Source organism: Paraburkholderia sp. IMGN_8 (genome assembly GCF_038050405.1).
Classification (GTDB): domain Bacteria; phylum Pseudomonadota; class Gammaproteobacteria; order Burkholderiales; family Burkholderiaceae; genus Paraburkholderia.
This window is the reverse complement of sequence record NZ_CP150900.1, coordinates 4,293,548-4,311,756: the sequence shown is the minus strand read 5'-3', so window position 1 is coordinate 4,311,756 and position 18,209 is coordinate 4,293,548. Positions and strand designations below refer to the sequence as shown.

At 57.8% G+C, this 18,209-nt stretch carries 18 protein-coding genes and 1 pseudogene; 7 read left to right on the top strand and 12 right to left on the bottom strand.

Translation table 11 applies throughout. The features are described 5' to 3' along the window. Positions 1-1,210: 1,210 nt before the first annotated feature. Positions 1,211-1,587, bottom strand: a pseudogene (locus WN982_RS19570) (SOS response-associated peptidase family protein); the annotation flags it as partial. A gap of 250 nt (positions 1,588-1,837) precedes the next feature. Here WN982_RS19570 and WN982_RS19565 point away from each other — a divergent pair. After that, positions 1,838-3,124 carry a tryptophan leader peptide gene (locus WN982_RS19565; protein WP_341313551.1) on the top strand — a complete coding sequence of 429 codons (1,287 nt, stop codon included), beginning with the start codon at positions 1,838-1,840 and terminating at the stop codon, positions 3,122-3,124. A 206-nt stretch (positions 3,125-3,330) separates the two neighbouring features. On the opposite strand, the gene WN982_RS19560 is transcribed toward WN982_RS19565, so the two are convergent. After that, positions 3,331-3,588, bottom strand: coding sequence for a DUF4148 domain-containing protein (locus WN982_RS19560; protein ID WP_341313550.1), 258 nt, complete (start codon positions 3,586-3,588; stop codon positions 3,331-3,333). A gap of 423 nt (positions 3,589-4,011) precedes the next feature. Further along, entirely contained in the window at positions 4,012-4,278 is a 267-nt protein-coding gene (locus tag WN982_RS19555; protein WP_341313549.1) for an H-NS family nucleoid-associated regulatory protein, read from the bottom strand. Positions 4,279-4,552: 274 nt separating this feature from the next. Here WN982_RS19555 and WN982_RS19550 point away from each other — a divergent pair, with 274 nt between their 5' ends. Beyond that, positions 4,553-5,560 (top strand): MDR family oxidoreductase, encoded by a 1,008-nt coding sequence (locus WN982_RS19550; protein ID WP_341313548.1) that lies wholly within the window; start codon positions 4,553-4,555, stop codon positions 5,558-5,560. Between the two features lie 145 nt (positions 5,561-5,705). After that, the gene (locus WN982_RS19545; protein ID WP_341313547.1) at positions 5,706-6,785 is read left to right on the top strand and encodes a dienelactone hydrolase family protein; all 1,080 of its coding nucleotides are present in this window, start codon (positions 5,706-5,708) and stop codon (positions 6,783-6,785) included. A 539-nt stretch (positions 6,786-7,324) separates the two neighbouring features. On the opposite strand, the gene WN982_RS19540 is transcribed toward WN982_RS19545, so the two are convergent. The 3 genes from WN982_RS19540 to WN982_RS19530 form a co-directional block, all read right to left on the bottom strand. Then, positions 7,325-7,552, bottom strand: a complete 228-nt coding sequence (locus WN982_RS19540) for a hypothetical protein (RefSeq protein ID WP_341313546.1) — start codon at positions 7,550-7,552, stop codon at positions 7,325-7,327. Between the two features lie 103 nt (positions 7,553-7,655). After that, entirely contained in the window at positions 7,656-7,922 is a 267-nt protein-coding gene (locus WN982_RS19535) for a DUF1488 family protein (RefSeq protein ID WP_341313545.1), read from the bottom strand. Between the two features lie 236 nt (positions 7,923-8,158). Continuing rightward, a complete protein-coding gene (locus WN982_RS19530) occupies positions 8,159-8,398 on the bottom strand; it encodes a DUF2442 domain-containing protein (RefSeq protein WP_115101319.1) in 240 nt (79 codons plus the stop codon). 104 nt (positions 8,399-8,502) lie between these two features. Here WN982_RS19530 and WN982_RS19525 point away from each other — a divergent pair, with 104 nt between their 5' ends. The 3 genes from WN982_RS19525 (at position 8,503) to WN982_RS19515 (ending at position 10,612) form a co-directional block, all read left to right on the top strand. Beyond that, a complete protein-coding gene (locus WN982_RS19525) occupies positions 8,503-9,066 on the top strand; it encodes a hypothetical protein (RefSeq protein ID WP_341313544.1) in 564 nt (187 codons plus the stop codon). A 418-nt stretch (positions 9,067-9,484) separates the two neighbouring features. Then, on the top strand, positions 9,485-10,183 hold the full coding sequence (locus WN982_RS19520; RefSeq protein WP_341313543.1) for an SDR family NAD(P)-dependent oxidoreductase: 699 nt from the start codon (positions 9,485-9,487) through the stop codon (positions 10,181-10,183). 165 nt (positions 10,184-10,348) lie between these two features. Then, complete coding sequence (locus tag WN982_RS19515; RefSeq protein WP_341313542.1) at positions 10,349-10,612, top strand: hypothetical protein; 264 nt, start codon at positions 10,349-10,351, stop codon at positions 10,610-10,612. Positions 10,613-10,994: 382 nt separating this feature from the next. Here the strand turns inward: WN982_RS19515 and WN982_RS19510 are convergent, their stop codons facing one another. From WN982_RS19510 to WN982_RS19485, 6 genes are all read right to left on the bottom strand, one after another. Then, a complete protein-coding gene (locus WN982_RS19510; RefSeq protein WP_133300418.1) occupies positions 10,995-11,327 on the bottom strand; it encodes a hypothetical protein in 333 nt (110 codons plus the stop codon). A gap of 1,100 nt (positions 11,328-12,427) precedes the next feature. Next, complete coding sequence (locus WN982_RS19505) at positions 12,428-12,706, bottom strand: hypothetical protein (RefSeq protein ID WP_341313541.1); 279 nt, start codon at positions 12,704-12,706, stop codon at positions 12,428-12,430. Between the two features lie 356 nt (positions 12,707-13,062). Further along, positions 13,063-13,227, bottom strand: a complete 165-nt coding sequence (locus WN982_RS19500; protein ID WP_341313540.1) for a hypothetical protein — start codon at positions 13,225-13,227, stop codon at positions 13,063-13,065. 1,665 nt (positions 13,228-14,892) lie between these two features. Beyond that, a complete protein-coding gene (locus WN982_RS19495; protein ID WP_341313539.1) occupies positions 14,893-15,267 on the bottom strand; it encodes a DUF429 domain-containing protein in 375 nt (124 codons plus the stop codon). Between the two features lie 196 nt (positions 15,268-15,463). Then, complete coding sequence (locus tag WN982_RS19490) at positions 15,464-15,718, bottom strand: hypothetical protein (protein ID WP_341313538.1); 255 nt, start codon at positions 15,716-15,718, stop codon at positions 15,464-15,466. Positions 15,719-15,863: 145 nt separating this feature from the next. Further along, positions 15,864-16,136, bottom strand: coding sequence for a hypothetical protein (locus WN982_RS19485; protein ID WP_341313537.1), 273 nt, complete (start codon positions 16,134-16,136; stop codon positions 15,864-15,866). Between the two features lie 1,588 nt (positions 16,137-17,724). Between WN982_RS19485 and WN982_RS19480 the strand changes: the two genes are divergently transcribed. Next, on the top strand, positions 17,725-17,973 hold the full coding sequence (locus tag WN982_RS19480; RefSeq protein WP_341313536.1) for a hypothetical protein: 249 nt from the start codon (positions 17,725-17,727) through the stop codon (positions 17,971-17,973). Positions 17,974-18,209: the final 236 nt, after the last annotated feature.

The window sequence follows — 18,209 nt, the reverse complement described above, 5'->3', positions numbered from 1 at the left end:
CGTATATGCGGTTAGGGCAGGGCAATTGTGCGCTGCGTTTTCATGAGACCAGTTATGAAACGCAAGATGATTTTTTCGGCTGCAGCGAGGTCGACGGCAATATCCAACGCCTTTGCCGTCGGCGGGACTGTGACTGTAGGCAGTCAGGCGATGTAAACGAATGCGACTTCGGCACGACCAGGAGCGCACACCCACTGCAGCCTCTGTCATTTTCAGTACCCAACCACGACTAAACCACATGCGTGAGTCCGGATGTCACGCAAGTCCGGCATCTGCCGGCTCAATCAGCTGGCTGCCCTCTGCCGCTGCGCTACCAGGCTGTCATCAGCGGCTTACGTAAGCTCGCAGCGACCCCAATTCCTGCCGAGCTCGCCAGGAGAAATGTTATGCGCAAGTTAACGCTAAAACTCATGCTTGGTTCTACCGCTGCTATTTCAGTCGTTGTGTGTAGTACGACGTTCGCACAAGGTGGAGGAAATGGACAGGGCGGAATCGGTGCGGGCAATGCCCACGGTGCAGCAACGGCAGGAATGACGTACCACGGGGACCCCGTCACGAGTCCGCTGGATACGATGCCGGGAAATGCAATGAAAAAAATGGACCCGCACGAAACCGATATGCACTCGATGTCGCCCGATGACACTCTGAGTCCCGCGAAAACCAGGCAATGAGGGGCGCCCGCGCTTCGCGTCAGGGGTTACTCAACCTGATGACGCGTGAATTGCTGAGATGAACAAGGAGGAAGTCGAACCTCCCCAGAGCACCCAATGACCTGGAGACCTGGCGCGCAGTTCGCCGGCACCCTGTTCGGCCACGCGCCGACAGAGCGCAAAGCCGCGGCAGACAACCTCCGTCGAGCGCGCGACGGCTACAAAGTCTTTTTCCGCGACTGCGGTCTCGTTAAGAGCAAGAAAAAAGCATGGGCGTCGCTGCCTGCTACAGCAGACGCCCCGCGCGAGTGTGACTATGTCACTTCAGCAACGACAGAAAGTCAGGCGCATGCACGACCCTTGCACTCTGGTCCCGCACCGCCGGCATCAATGCCTGAGCGGTCTGGTTGCACGCTGTTTCGCGGAAATAGCTGGACGTGTACGAGTACTTTAAAGCAACGCTCAGACTGCGTCCGTTCGAGAATGCCACTGTGAGGCCAAGATTCCATGCATCGGTATCCGCGTCTTGCGTAACGCTAACTAGCGCGACCTTGTGAAGCTCATGCCGCCATTCGATGTTCGAAGTACGGCTGTCTTTGTCATCAAGTATCGCGTATAGGCTCGCAAGGTCTGATGCATTCGGGTTGAGCCACGCGTCTACATTCTCTGGTTTTATGGGAATAATGCAGCGGTCATGCCCCGCTGCAGCAATCTCTGGGGGCGGCTCATCTGTTATCGCGGCGAATGACAGCAAGTCCGGCTCGCCCGGACCGGACCAGCGCGACCACAGACACGCGACCAACATTTCATGCGCCGGATTCGGCCGGAATTCCAAAACAACGTTTTCGTCTCTCTCACCTTCGGCAAGGTCACGCCCCTCCATCTTTGCGCGGCTTACGTTTTCATAAATCGCGTTGACGACAAGGATGCCGTGCGAGTCAGGTCACCGACTGGGACGGATTTGAGGTAGTGCGCTTTGAAAGAGTTTTTGGTGTTGGTTTCATATGGTCGACCAGATGGTTTCGTAGTTCTGCTTAACTTGTATCAGCCTAGTTTATTTCGATTGGACGGCTGGCACTGTCCCCTGGCGCTGAACGTTCGAAGAGTGTGGGCAGACCCGCCGACTGTGCATCATGGTTTGGAGTAGTATTTCGCGTGCCATTCAACCGCACCTACCGGGGTCCCACATGAGCTGGAAATTCTGGAAGACGTCGCAAACCTCTGCCATCAAGTGGCCTACCGACGCTTACGGCTCTGTGCGCTTTCTGCTGGGCATGTTCCTGAGTCACAACGTTCCCCCCTTCTCGCAATGGCGCACTCCTGAGGTCACCTTCTCGCCGGACATCGAAGTGACGGCTGAGATTTCCGCCAGAGGCTATCAATTGGCGATTTGGTTCTGGATGTTTTCGGCTAAGTACGACGCAATTGCGAGTCGGATGGCGCGTGACGCGTTTTGTCTTTTTGCCGACGAGGCGGACCCCTCGATGGGGACGATGATTGAGAGTCTGCTCAGTCTCCAGGACAGGGTGAACCAAGCCTACCAGGACACTCCGCGCGAGGAACGGAGCCTGTCCCGCGATGGGGAGACGACCGAGTTGCCGTTGGAATTCTTCATGGCGACTGGGTTCCTCCTGCAGACTTCCGACTCGCCCTATTTCGGAATAGTCGGTGACGACATGAACGGTGACGACATCACGCTGGCAGAGTGCCTGAGTCATGCGGCTCAGCAAGCTATCGCCATCTTTACACCAATGCAACAGGCGCTCGTCGCGTTTGACCCGCGCACGTTCCCGAAATGGAAGTGGAGCGCTCATCCGGGGGCGTTCGAGCGGCACTTGCAGCGCCGCCACGACAATCCGCTCTTTTCTGAGCGACGCCGGGTGGTTGACGCGGACGACGTCTACGAAGCTCGTGTGAAGGACGCTCGGGCGCTCAAGGCGATACGGGACGATGTGGCAGAACTCGCGGAGGTGTTTTTGGGACAGACTGAGCTGCCAATGGACTGGCACCCTTTTCTGAATGGAATTCGGGTGCGCCTAGATACCTTGGAGACCCGGCGGCTCGTGCAGGGCGGTGAGAGCGCAAGCCTAGGAGAAGCTCTTGCGGAGCTGCGTAAGCACGTTCTCGACATTTGGCGCGTCGCCCTGGGCAACAGCCCCGAGCAGCTCGAGGTGCTAAATCGGGCCGAAACTAACCAGCATAGACAGCGCGAGGCGCTGTATGGAACGGTCTGGATGCGCCATCTCCTGAGCGAAGGCACGCTGCTGCCGGCCGATGAGGTTGTGCCCGCGCTGCTAAGCGAGGACTCTGTTGAAATCGCAAAAGCGGTGGCCGTTATGACAGCCGAGCCGGGCTTGCATGACGCCCTGGCTAATTGCAGGGCGGGCGCTTTGGCCCTCGTTAGAGATGCCCGGGCCAGCGGGCATGCGCTGCCGGGCATCGATGAGAAGCTGCGCATACTGGAAAGCAATTAGCTGCGGGTCGCATGCGATGTTCCGTCATTTCGTGCGTCCCGTGATTGCCGCGACCAGGAATGAACCCAGAACCCAGCCTGCAAGCTTGCGCACGTAAAAGTAGTATCGGGCACCGGACTTGATGGCAATTGCCGACCGTTTGCCGCCTGACGCGTTCGGGCGAGCTTGTAACGGTCGGCTACCCTAGAATCGTACACCCCCTGTCTTTATTGCCCGCCATACTGCTGGTTTATCTTGTCGAGTTCACCCGACTGGCGCGCGCGCAGATATTCCTGATTGACCTGGGCCCGGGTTTTGCCCATTGACATGCCTGACTCGCTGGTCGTGGCCGGGACACCGCCAACAGACTCTGTCGAGGACACAGCGGGACTGGTGGCCGGCGTTGCAGGCGACATATCCTGAGCCTGAACGTACCCGAATGCGAGGGCGGCGACACTAACTGCTGCGAATCTGAGTGGTTTCATATCTATGTACTCCATGTAATGTGGTTCGGTCTCTCGAACCAGGCACGAGCGGCCGTTCCAGATAATGTCGACGCGGCCTCGCCGACGACCCGTACGTGCGGGTCCAATTAGTTACCCTGGTAAATATCGCAGGACAGTCCAACCGTACACGGCGTCCCGTCTGGGCGAGCGAATCCAAAGCCGGTTTCTGGCACGCCCTGTGCAGGATACCGAACTTATAAGATGACAATGTGGGCAATAACGCGAGGCTGGTACCGGGCGGAGCAGAACGGTGCGCAATAAGTACGCTGGTGACTGGACGTTGTAAATCCGCTAGCCAATAAGAACCATGCTGCAGTTCTGTTATAGGCCGCTGAGGCAGTGATTAACAGGATAACGCGAAGTGGCAAACCCGGAGCGGCCCCGGGGTCGCGTCGTAATCGCTTACAGGAGCGCACACGATGGCGGGCAACGTTCGGATGGTGCAGCAACTGCCGCCTTGCCGGAACGCTTCACACCGGGTTTCGGTCCACGCTTTGCACCGCCCTTCGCTGTGCCGGCGTGGGCTCCGATGTCTGCCATCGTCAGGCCGTGTTTTTCCATGAGCGCTCGAATGCCGTTAAGGACGGATTGTGCACGCTTCGCAATGAGCACTTCGGCTCGAGCCTGAATTTTCTTCAAGCGGTTCTGGATTTGTTCGAGCGTGGGCATCTGTGTTTCCTTATAGATGAATTGGTCGCACCGTGCCACGGGCGGCTTCATCATTGCCACACTCGCCCGACGTCGTTTCCGCGAGCGAAGCAATGACGGGCGAGCGTGTCGGACTATCATTGACGATGAGGCCGAACCGCTTCGCGACGCGTCAAGCAATTGATTGAAGACTTCACAACTTTCAGAACAAAAACCGAAGTACCTACCCTGCAAGCATCGTGCTCCCGGGTGCCCAGTCAGGCGCATCCGTAGCTGCTTCTATCTGGAGGCCGACATGTCCTTTACTGCCGTCTACCTGAACAAAGATGGTGACCATTTCTCCGCAGAACTGAAGCATCTCAGGGACGACGTCCTTGAGAGCAACCCGCTATCCGAGGGCGAGGTTGTGGTGCGCGTTAAACACTCTGGCATCAATTACAAAGACGGGCTTGCCATTACCAATAGCAGTCCGGTCGTGCGCGTGTGGCCGATGGTGGCCGGCGTTGACGGCGCCGGGATGGTCGAGTCATCGGCCGACCCCAGATGGAAAGCGGGCGACCGCGTCGTAGTCACGGGCTGGGGCCTTGGTGAAACGCACTGGGGTTGTCTCGCCCAACGTGCTCGGCTCAAAGCCGACTGGCTCATCGAGCTACCGAACGCTTTCAGCACTTCCGATGCAATGTCACTCGGAACGGCCGGCTTTACGGCCATGCTCTGCTGCCTGGCTGTCCGCGACGAAGGCGTCAAGCCGGCGAGTGGCGATGTCCTCGTCACCGGCGCCAGCGGGGGTGTGGGCAGCGTCGCCGTCGCCATCTTGAGCGCGTGGGGCTATCGGGTCGTGGCGGCAACAGGAAAGCTGCACGAGGCGGACTACCTTCTCTCGCTAGGTGCAGCGGAGGTTCTGGACCGGGCGGGTCTCGCCACACCCGGCAAGCCGCTGCAAAAGGAGCGGTGGGCGGCAGTTGTCGACTCGGTTGGCTCACATACACTGGCAAATGCCTGTGCTCAAACGCGATACGGCGGTGTCGTGACCGCCTGCGGTCTGGCTCAGGGTATGGATTTCCCGGCCAGCGTGGCGCCTTTCATTTTGCGGGGCGTGAAGCTCGTCGGCATCGATTCTGTGATGTGTCCGATGGAGCGGCGTAAGGCCGCCTGGGATGCACTCGCCAGCGATTTCGACGCCCGCAAGCTTGGAGCGATAACGACAGTCATCGGCCTGGGCGACGTCTTTGCGAGCGCTGAGCATATCCTCGCTGGTCGCGTGCGGGGAAGAACCGTAGTGGATGTGCATCGAGTCCCTTGAACAACGCATAGTCCAAGGATGGGAAAACCGCCGGTTCTAGCAGTTTTCGAACCATTCGGCCGTTCACCCAGCACTTCAAGCATTGGTTGGTTTGTTCAGGTAAGGGACTAATGCGCGTCCGGATTCACTTTTGAGGAAGCGCCGAATGGAAATTGCCAGAGGATGGACTAATCTACTTCAATCATGTCGCCAAATAACACGTGATGAAAAGGACATCGCCATGCTTACACGTGAAAGATATTGCACATATTTCCGTCACGTCGCTCCCGTCTTGTTCTTCATCCTCGTCGCCGGCCTCTCGCGTGTTGCCTACGCGCAGGTCGCGCGGATGGAGGTCATCCATTTCGAGTCAGTAACGCTGACAGACCAGGAATTTCTCGCCGGCCGCGAGGATGGCAAACCTGTGACAGTGGCCGGCGAACTCCGTCTGCCGCGCGCCGGTACCGAGCGACTCCCGCTCGTCATCCTGCTTCACGGCTCGGGCGGCATATCCGGGTATGTGGTGGACTGGGAGCAGGAATTTCTCACGATGGGCGTCGCCACCTTTGTCATTGACAGCTTCACAAGCCGGGGCATCGTCAACACAAACAATGACCAGACCCAGCTTGGTCGGCTAGCGCAGACGGAGGATGCGTACCGTGCGCTTGCAGTGTTAGCAAAGCATCCCAGAATCGACCCGGCGCGGGTGATGCTAATGGGATTCTCCAGGGGTGGTCAAAATGCACTCTATTCGAGCCTGACGAGGTTTCAACGAATGCATCTTTCCGCGTCCGGGGCCCACTTCGCCGCTCATATTGCTTTCTATCCAGACTGCAGCTACACGTATCGCGACGACGAAGACCTGGCTGCGCCCGTGCGCATATTTCATGGAAGCGCTGACAACTATGACCCCATTGCGCCGTGCCGTGCCTACGTCGAGAGGTTGAGAGCCAAGGGCAAAGACATTCAGATTACAGAATATCCCGGAGCGAGCCACGTCTTCGACGGGCGAGCAAATAAACCACCGGTGTCGCTTCCGCAGGCGCAGACGGTACGGAACTGCGAGTGGGAAGAAGGGGACGGCGGACAACTTTTCAACGCCAAAACAAAGCAGCCTTACTCATACAGCGACCCATGCGTCGAACGCGGAGTAACCATCGCTTATGACGAGAGGGCGGCAACGGAAGCCCGAAAGGCGGTTGCGGAGTTTGTTACCGCGACGCTCAAACCGGCGCGCTCGCCGTAGCCCCGTGTATTAGCGACATCGTATGTGTTTGTTGGAACTTCCTTCAAGCGCCACCGGACCATCGAGCAGATTGAGGGCGACTTCGTCAGGCTTCTCTCGGCACGACTTCCGGAGAGGAGTGTGCGGGAGCACGTTCGAGGTCCTTTGGGACGAGGTCGACCGTGCGGCGGTACGCCTCATCGGCACTGCTCGTGGGGCCGACTACGTCAGACTACTTGTCCGCATGCACGAACGATTCGAATCGGAGGCCAGGCGCCACCCGAAGTGAACACTGGAGGCGCCGGAACCGGCACGAAGGTCGGCGGACGCGAGCCTGCGTTACTATGCGTCCCAGTTTTCGAGAAGTGAACTCGGGTTATTCGGCGACGCCGGCTGCTTCGTCAACGAACGCGGCATGAGCCTGACTGCGGCATCGGCGGTGATTTGGATTGGCGAGTGACTCGCAGCGAGGCTCCACACCGGCTTGCCACAAGCTGGCAGGGAATAGTCGCCTCAGACAGGTCGTCGAACACCAACCGGGACGACGCGGACGGGATGAATCATTGCTGCCGCTTATGCGAAAGCAGTCGGTCGAATTCCTCACGCGCATCGCGCAGTTCCTGCATGGCGGCGGCAAACCGCGCGAGTTCAAGCGTCGACGGTTGCGCGGCTCCATTGCCATCAAAATGCTTTTCCAGCGCAGCCGACGCTGCCTGCACTTCCCGTGCGGCGCCAGCGATGCGCTCAAGTGCTACGGCCTCCGGCGACGCCTTGATTTCTGCCGCCATGTCCTGGTCTCGCACGCGGCTAGTGCCGCAAAGTCACGGTTGATTGGACCTCACCGTTGCCCGACTTCCTTCCGCTTGCGCACACTCCGGCTACCCGGGCGCGCTATTTCCTCGGGTCGAAGTCATCGACGGTCAGCACGATACGCTCGCCTGGTCGTGCGCGGGCCTTTCGTTCCGCCAAAGCCACGATGCGCCTGCGGCCTTCGGAGAATGCCTTGAGAACGCGCGCATCAGTTGCGTCAGGTTGCACCCAGAAATGCTGCTCGAGTGTCTCGCGCGTGACGATGCACGCGACGTCGCGACCACAGAGTGATAGCGCAAAAACGACACCGTCTGTGGAAACACTGGGTTCAAGTTCAAGGGCTTCCACGATAGATGCTCGACAGATTGTTTCGACGTATCGGCTTATATCGTACTGGCGAGACGGCAGTATTTTCAACAAAACCTGAATGGCGGTCGTCGCTCTCGCCCAATATTAAGCGTTGAGGGAGCAGAAGCTGGATGCGGACATCGCTTGGCCGGAAGAAACAAGCTGACAAGCCGACACCGGAGAAATCGCGGCGTCGCGTTCGACGGATAGCGTCGGATACTCTGCAGGTAAGGCCGCTAGTGTTGCGTGCTGTCTCGCGAGGACTGAAACAAAGCGGTGATGTTCATCTCTTCGTCCAGTTCCGGCCAGTACAACTGCTGGCGGTCCAAAGAGATTGCAAAATGCCCGCGCTCCGCTGTTGTAGCTGCCCGCAGGACAGGGAACCGGTCCAGTGGAAACTGGACAGCCCGACCGTCAGCCAGGTCGAGAAACAGGTGCCGGCTGTCGAAATGCACACTGACCACCCCGCAGTCCATGGCCGTCTCCTGAATGAGAAGCAACTTAAAGATAGGTCTCCGCGGGGTGTCAAACAAGAAAGAATGCTGGAAAGCAGGACTGCGTCCGGGTTGGGACTGAAGTGATGCGGCTCTTTATTTTCAAGACGATGTCGCCGTCCAGTGGTTTGCCAGGTCTGACCATAGAAGTTACGGCAAGCGACGCCGACCCTATTTGGCTCGCACGCGTGCGAACTGTCTCGATTTTACCTGCCAGCGGCATTTCCCAACGCGCGGGTTGTAAGTGTCGGCTTTGGAGGCAACATATAAAGCCGAAACGTTTGTCAGAACCCAACATCGAGTCGTCCTTCCGCCCGCTCACGCCGGGCGTCAACAAGGCTGGCAGCCCGGTTCGAATGGCAGCCCAGAAACTACTATCTCCGTCGGCATGGTCGTTGCAACTATGGCTGCGCCAACCGGAGGTTGCCATCATGAGCTTCGTGCAGGGGTTCGTTAATTCCATGCCAACGCGTGGGTCTTCACTTGTCGCCGTCGCTGCTATCTCTGTTGCGGTGGTCTGCGGGACTGGCATCGCAGCATTTGTTGGGTTACTGCCCGCGTCGGGTGACGTAGCCGCCGCAGTGACTGTGACACCGTTAATTGACATGCAAGTTGACGCTTATGTGAAGCGTGTCGCAACCATGCATTGAACTGTCAGCCACAAAACAGGCGAGAACGCCGGAGACATGCGCCGTCCATTCCGTGCGAGCTACCACGACGTCGATGCCAGACAGTGGTCAGGAGCACAGCACTCCTTTCAAGCGTCCCAGCTCAGCTGGTCTCGTGTATGACCGCTACAGTTCCGTCGAGCCCGGGATGATATTCTGCGTCGAGGCTTTGGTGGCACGGAATGACGGGAGTGAATGCATAAAGCTGGAGGAGCAACTTCTTATCACGGAATCAGGTAGCGAGCTCTTGAGTCGGTATCCTTTCGAAGAGCGGTTGCTATCGCGGTGAGCGCTGAAGAATGCCGGTCGACCGTCTACAATCAGCGAGGTACACAGCCCGAACAGGGACAAACGCACAGCATGCGCCGCTGCGCCAGTCCCTGCTGAATCCGGAGGCATCATGGGTCGAACTGAGACTGCTTTGATTGTGGGTGCGGGAAAGGGATTGAGTGCTTCGCTCGCGCGGCTGTTTGCGGCAGAGGGTATGCACGTCGCGCTCGCAGCCCGCGATACCAGCAAGCTGACGGACCTCGTCGACGAGACGGGCGCTCTCGCCTTGAATTGCGACGCCAGTCGGCCGGACGATGTCAAGGCACTCTTTGACCGCGTAGAGGACTCGTTCGGCGTTCCTGACCTCGTTGTCTACAACGCGAGTGGCCGCTATCGCGCGGCGGTCGAAGACATCGACGCAGAGAAACTTGAGGATGCGCTTAAAGTGACCGCCGTCGGTGGCTTTCTCGTAGCCCAGGCCGCAGCCGTTCGAATGCTGGCGCGCGGCAACGGCACCATCCTCCTGACCGGCGCTACGGCGAGCGTGAAAGGTCTACCCGGTTCGACGCCATTTGCGATGGGCAAATTCGCCTTGCGAGGAATGGCCCAATGCATGGCGCGAGAGCTCGCCCCGAAAAATATTCATGTGGCGCATTTTGTCATCGACGGCGGCATCGCCAGTAGTCGGGCGCAACCGGATGACGGCAGCACTGACGACAAATGGTTGGACCCTGATGCGATAGCACAGGAGTATCTCCATATTCATCGTCAGCACCGCAGCGCCTGGACGTGGGAAGTCGAACTGCGCCCTTGGGTAGAAAAATTTTGATGAGCATGTCGACCGAAGAATAAGGAAGGCGTCGGCTCCACATTGGCGCCATCGGCTTCGTACACCATCTCCGCGGCAGTTCAAGAACCGTGTCAGTTATGTCGTAATTGCCATCAGCGAGTCGCTCGACTCGCCGAAATCAACCAATCAAAATCGAGGAAGCAGATGGCAGTGATTAACGCGTACCTACCGCAACCGTCCCAACTGATGTTCGAGACCGAAGAGGGACAAAAAGTGGCCGGCGCATGTATCGAGTTCGGAGGCTGGCATCATCGCGACAAGACACTGACGCCAATCCGGCTGTCGGCCTTGCTTACAATGCCCGGCAATCCCGGTTTGGCGTGGGCGATGGACAGCCTCACTGCAGCGGCCGAAGCGGGCATACTGGATGGGGACCGCTTCATCACACCCAACTGTTTGCAAGCATAGAGGATGTGCGGTCCTTCCGGCTCATTCTGCGCGACGCCGGCTCGGACTGGTGGTTAAATGACCGTCACTTCAACGCACTCAAAAAATTGGGATGCGCGGAAATGGACGCAGCGACCTACGCCGGTATCGCCAGCTTCTTCGACCCTGCAGAGTAACGACTTAAAAGGGCGGTCGCGCGGCGCAGACGAGCCCGGGCAACGATACTACTCGACCGCGATTATGACGCTGGATGCCTTGACGACGGCGCTCGCGGGCTTGCCAACAGCCAGCATGCTGGCGCAAACCCGAACACGCCCGCCTACTTCGGGAAATGTCCAATTCCAGCCTCTTTCGGACGGACTGCCGCGACCGGTTTCGATGCTGACGACGCGCGTGGGTCTGCTCATGCACCAGCACCGCCGGTTGGGTCCGGACGGAGTGGCGTCGGCAGGAGCGGCGACGGTCCCCACATCTCAACCTTGAAATTGGTCGCGAAGGTCCGTAATTCCTGCTCCAGCGCGCGCCATGGCCCGTCTGCGAACGTCGCCCAGTCGATTGTAGACCTCCAGCAGGTGGTCGTTCGAATCTGCGGGGCGCCGAGCATATTCCGGTTCGCGCGAAGTTCGACCAGGCCTGGCTGCTGCACAATCGTTTCCGCCGCCTTCCTGGCCCATTCGGCGTAAGACTCCAGATTCACGCCTGGCTGCAGGTCGTACGTATTCGTCACCTCTATCATGGACGTCTCCTCACCGATGGAGTTGGGTTCCGGCAGGCACATGTCCACTGCCAGTTCGCCGGTATGGCAATGCGCCGCGTCTCTGATACTGCCTTCGTTCGCCCCAGCGGGTCAAGCAGCGTTTCCATGACAAAACATCGAACTTGCTCTCGGAGACGGCCGGAAATGGGACACTTGGCTTCTCGTCGATTGATACGGACACGGCAGCTGAAGTTGGGTAGGGGTGCACGTCTGCGCCTCGAGCGAGCGACCACCGGAACGCAATTCGTTGAACTGCAGCGCAAATCGGCCTCGACTCGCCGAATCACATTGCGTACCTCATCGCTAAACCTGTTTTCATGGAGCCAAGTGGTGTTGAGGCCCATCGGTGCGGTTTCCGGCCGCGCTGGGTTGAACCGTGCCGTGACAGAAGCCCGAGCAGTTGCAGTTCAATCAGCAGGCAGCGGTGGCAATAGGAAGTTGAAAGAGGCGCGGTAGAAGCATCACGGAGTCGAAGACCCAAGTTGTAAACGCAACAGTCGCCGGCTTTAGGTCTGAGCACCGTCTCGCCGTAGCCGTTGACGACGCTCGCGTGCATCGCGACTCCCGAGCTTATCCCCACATTTTGTTGGCAAGATTGTGGATAACATGAGCACACGTAGCCCAAGTGCCTGACGGTGAACGACTATCCATCCCCGTCGCAGGTGTGAGCGGACCTGTCGATATAAGGTTAGAACTCGCCGCGGGTTACGCGCTGTCGCGGACCGACATCCGGAGCGGGATGCCTGCGGTCACGGCGCAAGCGCTTCCCGCAAGCCTACCCGCCACGCATTCCACAACTGCTTCGTTTTGCGAAGGTGACTAGCTGTGCAGCGAAATATCATCGTCAGTTCGCGCAGCTACAGGTCATCGAGGTCGAATTTGACAGCACGGCCTACTGATTTCAGCCGTTCAGAAACGACGTGATGCTCTGCATTGCGCAACAATCCCCTCACGCTGATGTCCTCAACGCCGTGGCGACCCCTTGAGCTACGAGGTCCCACACGCTTGTGCTGAAACGCGAGTAGTCAGCTATGGTTGCGGTTTCTATCAGAACGACCATCGCGGGCTCATGGAGGGTACTAAAGCCCAACCGGGTCGTTGTCTTCGGTCTGCGAATCCATATAGGCTCGCTGAGCTGCCCTGCGCTTTTCCCGATACGCTTGAATCGAAGTCATATCGATATCGACGTGACCGCCCGAATACTCTCGTGTGACCTCGACCAATTCTCCACGCTCAAGAAGATGGCGAATGTGCGCCTGGCTGACGAAGAGAAATTTCGCTGCTTCTTCAATGGTCACGATAGTCACTTCTGCGTGATTTTCTCGCTGCCTGGACACACGCCGTGCTTTCATGAGCATGGCCTCGCCTAATGGCGACTATGCCGCAAGCCCAACGAGACTTGGACATCATCGATGGCACTATCTGCCTCCAGCCAAAAAATCGCGCCAGTCCCACGAATAAGCACAATCCATTGGCTGCGGGTCCTCTTCAATTAACGGGCGGGTCGAAAAGGCAATACGGTTTTTGAACAGGCTTCGCGCAGGCTCCGGTATCTCCCGAAGCCGGACATACGTGGTGTTACCGGCGGCGTGAATAGGAACATCAAGTTGTTGTGGGCGTGGAAGTAGTTCCTCCTTCCCAGTCAGCGCGACCGCAACAGCACGTGCTACCAGGTCCCATATGGTCGAGGCGAAGCGTGGGTAGTCGTTCAGGGTCACCCCTCATGCCATTTTGCACTCACTCGCGCCCATACTGCAGGCAGGGCAGCAGCCGACAAGTCAATGTCGGCAGCCCCTGGAAAGTGCTTTAGCAACGACGCGGCGCACCGCTGCAGCAAGTCTGTATCGATTTGCTCCCCGGAAGCTAGCGCTTTGAGCATGTCGCGCGTGCGAAGCACTGCTTGCGTGCGTTCATACCGAATTGTCACGGTTACACTCCATACATCGGACTACGGCCACGCGTTGGGCAAAATGTAAATGTACAGGGGGTACAGAACACTGAGGTCGAGATGAAAACGAAGATGCTCGCGCTCCGTGGAGTAGGAACTGTGCAGGTACGCCGGGTATCGCTTGCGGCACTATCGTGCTCCCACCAAAAAATCCTGCCAGTCCCAGGCGTATGCACAGTCCATGGGCTCGGGGTCGTCTTCGATGACAGGGCGCGTTGAGTAAGCTAAGTTCTTACGGAAAAACGTTCTAGTCGGTTCAGGTATTTCGCGCAGGCGCACATATCGCAGACCATCCCTTTCGTGCATGGGGACTTCGGGAAGCGTCGGCCTTGCTGGCACTTGTTCATCGCCGTCATTGAGCGCCGCCGCGATGCTCCGCGCAATCAAATCCCACACTGAAGCGGACCACCGAGGGTAGCCGCGTAGCGTCGACGCTTCGCCGATGAACTTCACTTGCAGTCAAACATCGACGCGATGCGTTCCCCCGCCGGCGGCGGCTGCCCCTTGTGCGAGAAGGGCGCCGGAGACTGCAAGCAGTAGCAGCCACACGAATGATTATCAAGGATGTCATATAAACGGCATTCAACTATCGCATCTTGCGGTCAACATAGACGCGTCCTACCCTGAATCCGGCTATCGAACATAAAGCTTCGGGTCGGCCGCAATTCTGCGTTGTCACACCGAGCACCTTCCCCTCCTTTTTGCAGGCCTATAGTGGAGAAAACATGGACGAGAAGATGATTGCAGCAATTGTGACGCGGAAGTGGCCGCTCGCTCAGGGATATCACGCCGTCGAATTGGAGACGAAGCATCAGATGGAACTACCACCGTTCGAAGACGGAGCAATAGTAGACCTCGTTCGAGACAATGGTAGCCGAACCGTGCGGTCGCACCCTCTGTGGCGCATTCCATCGCGCTGTGACGCGTTTGTCCTGGGAGTCCGGCAAGAGGCCGATAGAGAAACAAAGCAAGTAAGTTCGGGTTTTTCTTGGAATAGAGGGGACGAAATTCATATGGGAGTTCCGCGAGACACTGCTGTTGTCATAGACCGAAGCGCGCGCTATATCCTGTTCTCAGCTGGCGTTGGAGTCAAAGCTATCGCAGGTGTCGCAAGGCATATCGCATCAGTGGCGGGATGCTGCCTGGAAATTCACAATTTCGCTCGAACACCCGAGCGAGCTGTCTTTCGAACGGATTTGGACGAACTTCGCGACCATGCTCAGGTTAACCACCGAATCGGTCTAAGCGAGGAGCAGATTGCGAACGCTACGGCTCACGCCTTGAGCCCCACCCACGCGAGCTCACATGTAATCTGCAGCGGACCGCCTGCGTTCATGAAGCTTGTCGAATGCCAAGCGCTTCAGTGGGTTTACCCCTCGAATATGCATAAAATCGTTCTTGGCGACAGAGTGTTCGGAAAATGATATTGCCGCGCTACTGCTTCCGACTGTGATTCAAAAGTGGAAAGCGCCCCCGCCGTTGGGGGAGAAATGAGCACTTTTCGACCACGCGTTTCGAGGCTAACAGACTTGTCACCACCTTAGCTTTGAAAGTTGGTTTTGGCGGACCAGCCGCCAAAACCAACCAATTGTCGAATCAAAGTGAGCGCGCGCGACCTGCGCTGAACAGGCGTGGGCTGAATGTGTCATATACCCGCTCGCCGTTGAACATCCATCCGTAGAATCCGCTTTTACTCGCCATGGCCAGTTCACGAGTCGGGGTGGCAAACGAAAAGATTCGCTGCTGTGCAAGCGCCTTCTCAGCTTGTCTTCCGGATTGGCCAATCCGCCACCGGCAGGGTGCATCAATTCCTACCGCTGCAACGTCAAATTGGAGGCACTTTTCGAGCATATTCTCCGGCGCCTCCTGGCTGAGGTTGCACACAATCTGGGTGCCGCGCAGGATAACTAGATGATTTCCCTTCCGCTCTCCGCCGATATCAATCCCAGCTACAGCTCGTCCTGAGCTCATAATTTAATTGCCCTTATTAATAAGTCCCAGCGTTCGCATGGGAGGAACGCAAAATGGACTACTGCAGTCTCATCGTTGAACAGCATGGGCGCCGTCACGCAGTTTTTTCTACGCTGAACCCAACGCAGTATCCTTCCGACTCGGTGAAATCCAAGCGAAGACACTCGTGCTCTTTCGAGATTGAGCAAGCGTTGCGCTAGTGCTGGCCAGCGTTTAGCAGCATCCAAATCTGCCGCGTCGGCGGCCCGGCAAGAATCCGCGCAAACACCGCGCGGCATCGAACGCAGGTGTAGTGCTCTTCTACTCGCGCGTCTTTGACCGCGCCGGTACCGTTAAGCGTGAGGTCCTGGTGCGGAAGCTCTTCCGCCGGCTTACCGTACAGGTCAGCGCACGGCGCGCAGGGTTGAATCCAGAGGTCCATTCGGCAGTTGTGGGCAATTTTGAGCGACATGCGGCCATGTCGATGCTGGTAGAAAGCATAGATTTCAAAGCGAGGAATATCTGCGACGGGGCGTCGCAAGGTAGACCATTCGAGGTAAGCGCATCATTAGTGCCCACGCCATCAAAAACGAACAACGAATCGATGTCTTTCGCGGTTAGTCCCCAAACGGGTTGCCGGTTTCTTTCACTTCGGTATTGAGGCTGTATTCCGCACGCACGGCCTTGAGCACGCCCTCGATGTCGCGCTCGAAGCCGACCGCGTTGCCTAAGTGAGTCATGTTCCAGTTACAGCCTGTCTTGTCAGCCTCCTGCAACTGCGGCCGCGGCACACGAATCTTCACTCCATCCTCGACGATTTCCTGCAGTCGATGGATTCGCCGGTCGACCTCCTGCTGTAGCTGCGAAGCATTGAGCGTCTTGCGTATCATCCAGGTCTCCTTCCGGTTGCTCAAGCCAGTCTAGCGCAAGTGAGGCGCCGCGACCTGGCGCTGAAATGCAAAGTGCCTGAGAGAGCAGGCGCATTGGTTCGTCGGGGTGCGTCAGCAAGTCAGTACGCAACAATCACAACGACGCTGCCGCCAATGCAACGACCACCAATGTGCGCACCGTCCCCGCCACCACCGATGTTCGCCCGGCCAATCCCTATGCCGCAAGTCGATGCTCGTAGTACGGCCGGTCCCTGTCATCAAGTATCGCGTACAAGGCCGCCAAGTCCGACGCATTTGGATTGAGCCACGCGTCTATGGGTTCCCCTGAATCCGGTGCTCGCACGATGGTTTGCGCCGAGCCTTCGCGGGACACAGACTGGATTGCTGGCAATGGGTGGCGCACTGGGCACAGGAACTGGCGGTGCTGTCATACCGTGGCGAAGCAGAGCTGCCAAGCGGAGTCCGTTCTCGACGTCGCAGTAATGCGGGCACAAGACGAAGCGCTGTGGAGGCTCGATGACGCCGAATCACTGCTCCTGCGAAGGGTTCTGAAGTTGCACGATGACCAGCTAGGCGGAGTTTCAACCCGGGTGTTTTTGCAGGTGCAAGCCAAGCTCGCTGCGCTTCTGCGAAGAACGAAACCAGAGTCGCCAATCAAGCGAGAAATGACGCAACGTGCCCGGCACAACGGTTGACTGGCCATTCAAAGGTATGAGGTCACCGCGTTGTAGGTCGCTGCGGGGTCGTCATAGAAGACACCGTCGCGCGGGACATGGCATCGCGGCAGCGATGCACCGACCTGCTGGCCAGCAATGAATGCGATGGGCTTGATGCGTCGGAAAGGGGGCTACGTTGATTGCGCACCTGCACTCTTCCCTGGGGAGCAGGCCGCGCAGCGGCTTCAAACGCGAATATGCAACCGGAGAAGATGTACCGGTTATTCCAAAGAGCAGCTCATCGCGTGAGCAAAGCAAAAGGGAATAACCTGATGATGCACACATCGGAATATCAAAACCACTCTAAAGGGAGGATATCTTTCCTTTAGAGTTGCTTGTTTGAAAATCTATATGTTTGCGTCGGGTCCCCAGAGGGGCGTGCCGCCTCGAGACCTTCCGCCGATACGGCTCCGCCAGACTATTTCGGGTCCCGCGCCTCTAGCTTCGCCAGCGCGTTCGTTATCTCAGGACCCATCCCCGTGGTACGAATATCCCTAGCGCGCCACCGGTCACTCCTCGTCCGCGCTAGCGGTCACTCACCGAAGCTCTTCACTAGAAGAGGCGGCCCTAAACGTCGGTCGGCTCGTGCTCAGCGACGCGTGACAGGTAATGTATATCACCCTGGAAAACGTCTCGTCTACGGGGTCGGCTGGGTATTTTTTAGAATAGGTTACTTCAACAGAAAACTGCGCCAATTCAAAGAGCGATTTTGCGTCATTCAATTTTCGCGTCCTTCGCTCAAATTCGGCGTTCTTGGAGAGCGCGGTCAATTCTACAAAATGAGGCCATGACCCGCAGTTTTCCGGCGCTTTGCTTTTTGCCCGGATGAACTAAACTGGTTTTTGTCTCCTCTCGCTCTCTACCTCCAACGGATGAGCGAATTTAAGCGCCGTGCGACAACATCCCGCACGGCGCTTTTTGTTTTCAGCACCATAGCTCTTTGTGCGGAACAGTTTGCGGTTGCACTCTTGGATTTGCGCAAGGAGTCATTGTCCTTGCGCGTATGCGTGCTCAATGATTTCGGCCACGACCAACGCTTCTGCGCCGCCGACAAGCTGCGACGCCCCGGTTGCAATGTCCTCGACAAAGGTCTGTACGACAATGGTCAGAGCTGGATTTGAAGTATTGCCGGATTGCCTTCGTGGGCAATGTCGCCCAGTAGTCTGGAAGACAGTATCGCAGTCGCAAATGACGCCCTGAGCGAGGCAAGATGACTTGCCGCAGTCTCAACCATCTGCCTGGGGAGGCTATATCTGGGTGCGTCAGACGCAGTGTCACAGCGTGCGGCGCCCCAGAGGGTGGACGTTCTTGAAGAGGGTGACCGACTGGGCCATGTAGCGTTGTGAAAAAGGCAGCC

Excerpts from the sequence above, each read along its gene's own strand:
- WN982_RS19565 (WP_341313551.1), top strand. The coding sequence starts at position 1,838 with ATGAGCTGGAAATTCTGGAAGACGTCGCAAACCTCTGCCATCAAGTGG.
- WN982_RS19560 (WP_341313550.1), bottom strand. The coding sequence starts at position 3,588 with ATGAAACCACTCAGATTCGCAGCAGTTAGTGTCGCCGCCCTCGCATTC.
- WN982_RS19555 (WP_341313549.1), bottom strand. The coding sequence starts at position 4,278 with ATGCCCACGCTCGAACAAATCCAGAACCGCTTGAAGAAAATTCAGGCT.
- WN982_RS19550 (WP_341313548.1), top strand. The coding sequence starts at position 4,553 with ATGTCCTTTACTGCCGTCTACCTGAACAAAGATGGTGACCATTTCTCC.
- WN982_RS19545 (WP_341313547.1), top strand. The coding sequence starts at position 5,706 with ATGGAAATTGCCAGAGGATGGACTAATCTACTTCAATCATGTCGCCAA.
- WN982_RS19540 (WP_341313546.1), bottom strand. The coding sequence starts at position 7,552 with ATGGCGGCAGAAATCAAGGCGTCGCCGGAGGCCGTAGCACTTGAGCGC.
- WN982_RS19530 (WP_115101319.1), bottom strand. The coding sequence starts at position 8,398 with ATGGACTGCGGGGTGGTCAGTGTGCATTTCGACAGCCGGCACCTGTTT.
- WN982_RS19525 (WP_341313544.1), top strand. The coding sequence starts at position 8,503 with ATGCGGCTCTTTATTTTCAAGACGATGTCGCCGTCCAGTGGTTTGCCA.
- WN982_RS19520 (WP_341313543.1), top strand. The coding sequence starts at position 9,485 with ATGGGTCGAACTGAGACTGCTTTGATTGTGGGTGCGGGAAAGGGATTG.
- WN982_RS19515 (WP_341313542.1), top strand. The coding sequence starts at position 10,349 with ATGGCAGTGATTAACGCGTACCTACCGCAACCGTCCCAACTGATGTTC.
- WN982_RS19510 (WP_133300418.1), bottom strand. The coding sequence starts at position 11,327 with ATGATAGAGGTGACGAATACGTACGACCTGCAGCCAGGCGTGAATCTG.
- WN982_RS19505 (WP_341313541.1), bottom strand. The coding sequence starts at position 12,706 with ATGCTCATGAAAGCACGGCGTGTGTCCAGGCAGCGAGAAAATCACGCA.
- WN982_RS19500 (WP_341313540.1), bottom strand. The coding sequence starts at position 13,227 with ATGCTCAAAGCGCTAGCTTCCGGGGAGCAAATCGATACAGACTTGCTG.
- WN982_RS19495 (WP_341313539.1), bottom strand. The coding sequence starts at position 15,267 with ATGAGCTCAGGACGAGCTGTAGCTGGGATTGATATCGGCGGAGAGCGG.
- WN982_RS19490 (WP_341313538.1), bottom strand. The coding sequence starts at position 15,718 with ATGTCGCTCAAAATTGCCCACAACTGCCGAATGGACCTCTGGATTCAA.
- WN982_RS19485 (WP_341313537.1), bottom strand. The coding sequence starts at position 16,136 with ATGATACGCAAGACGCTCAATGCTTCGCAGCTACAGCAGGAGGTCGAC.
- WN982_RS19480 (WP_341313536.1), top strand. The coding sequence starts at position 17,725 with ATGAGCGAATTTAAGCGCCGTGCGACAACATCCCGCACGGCGCTTTTT.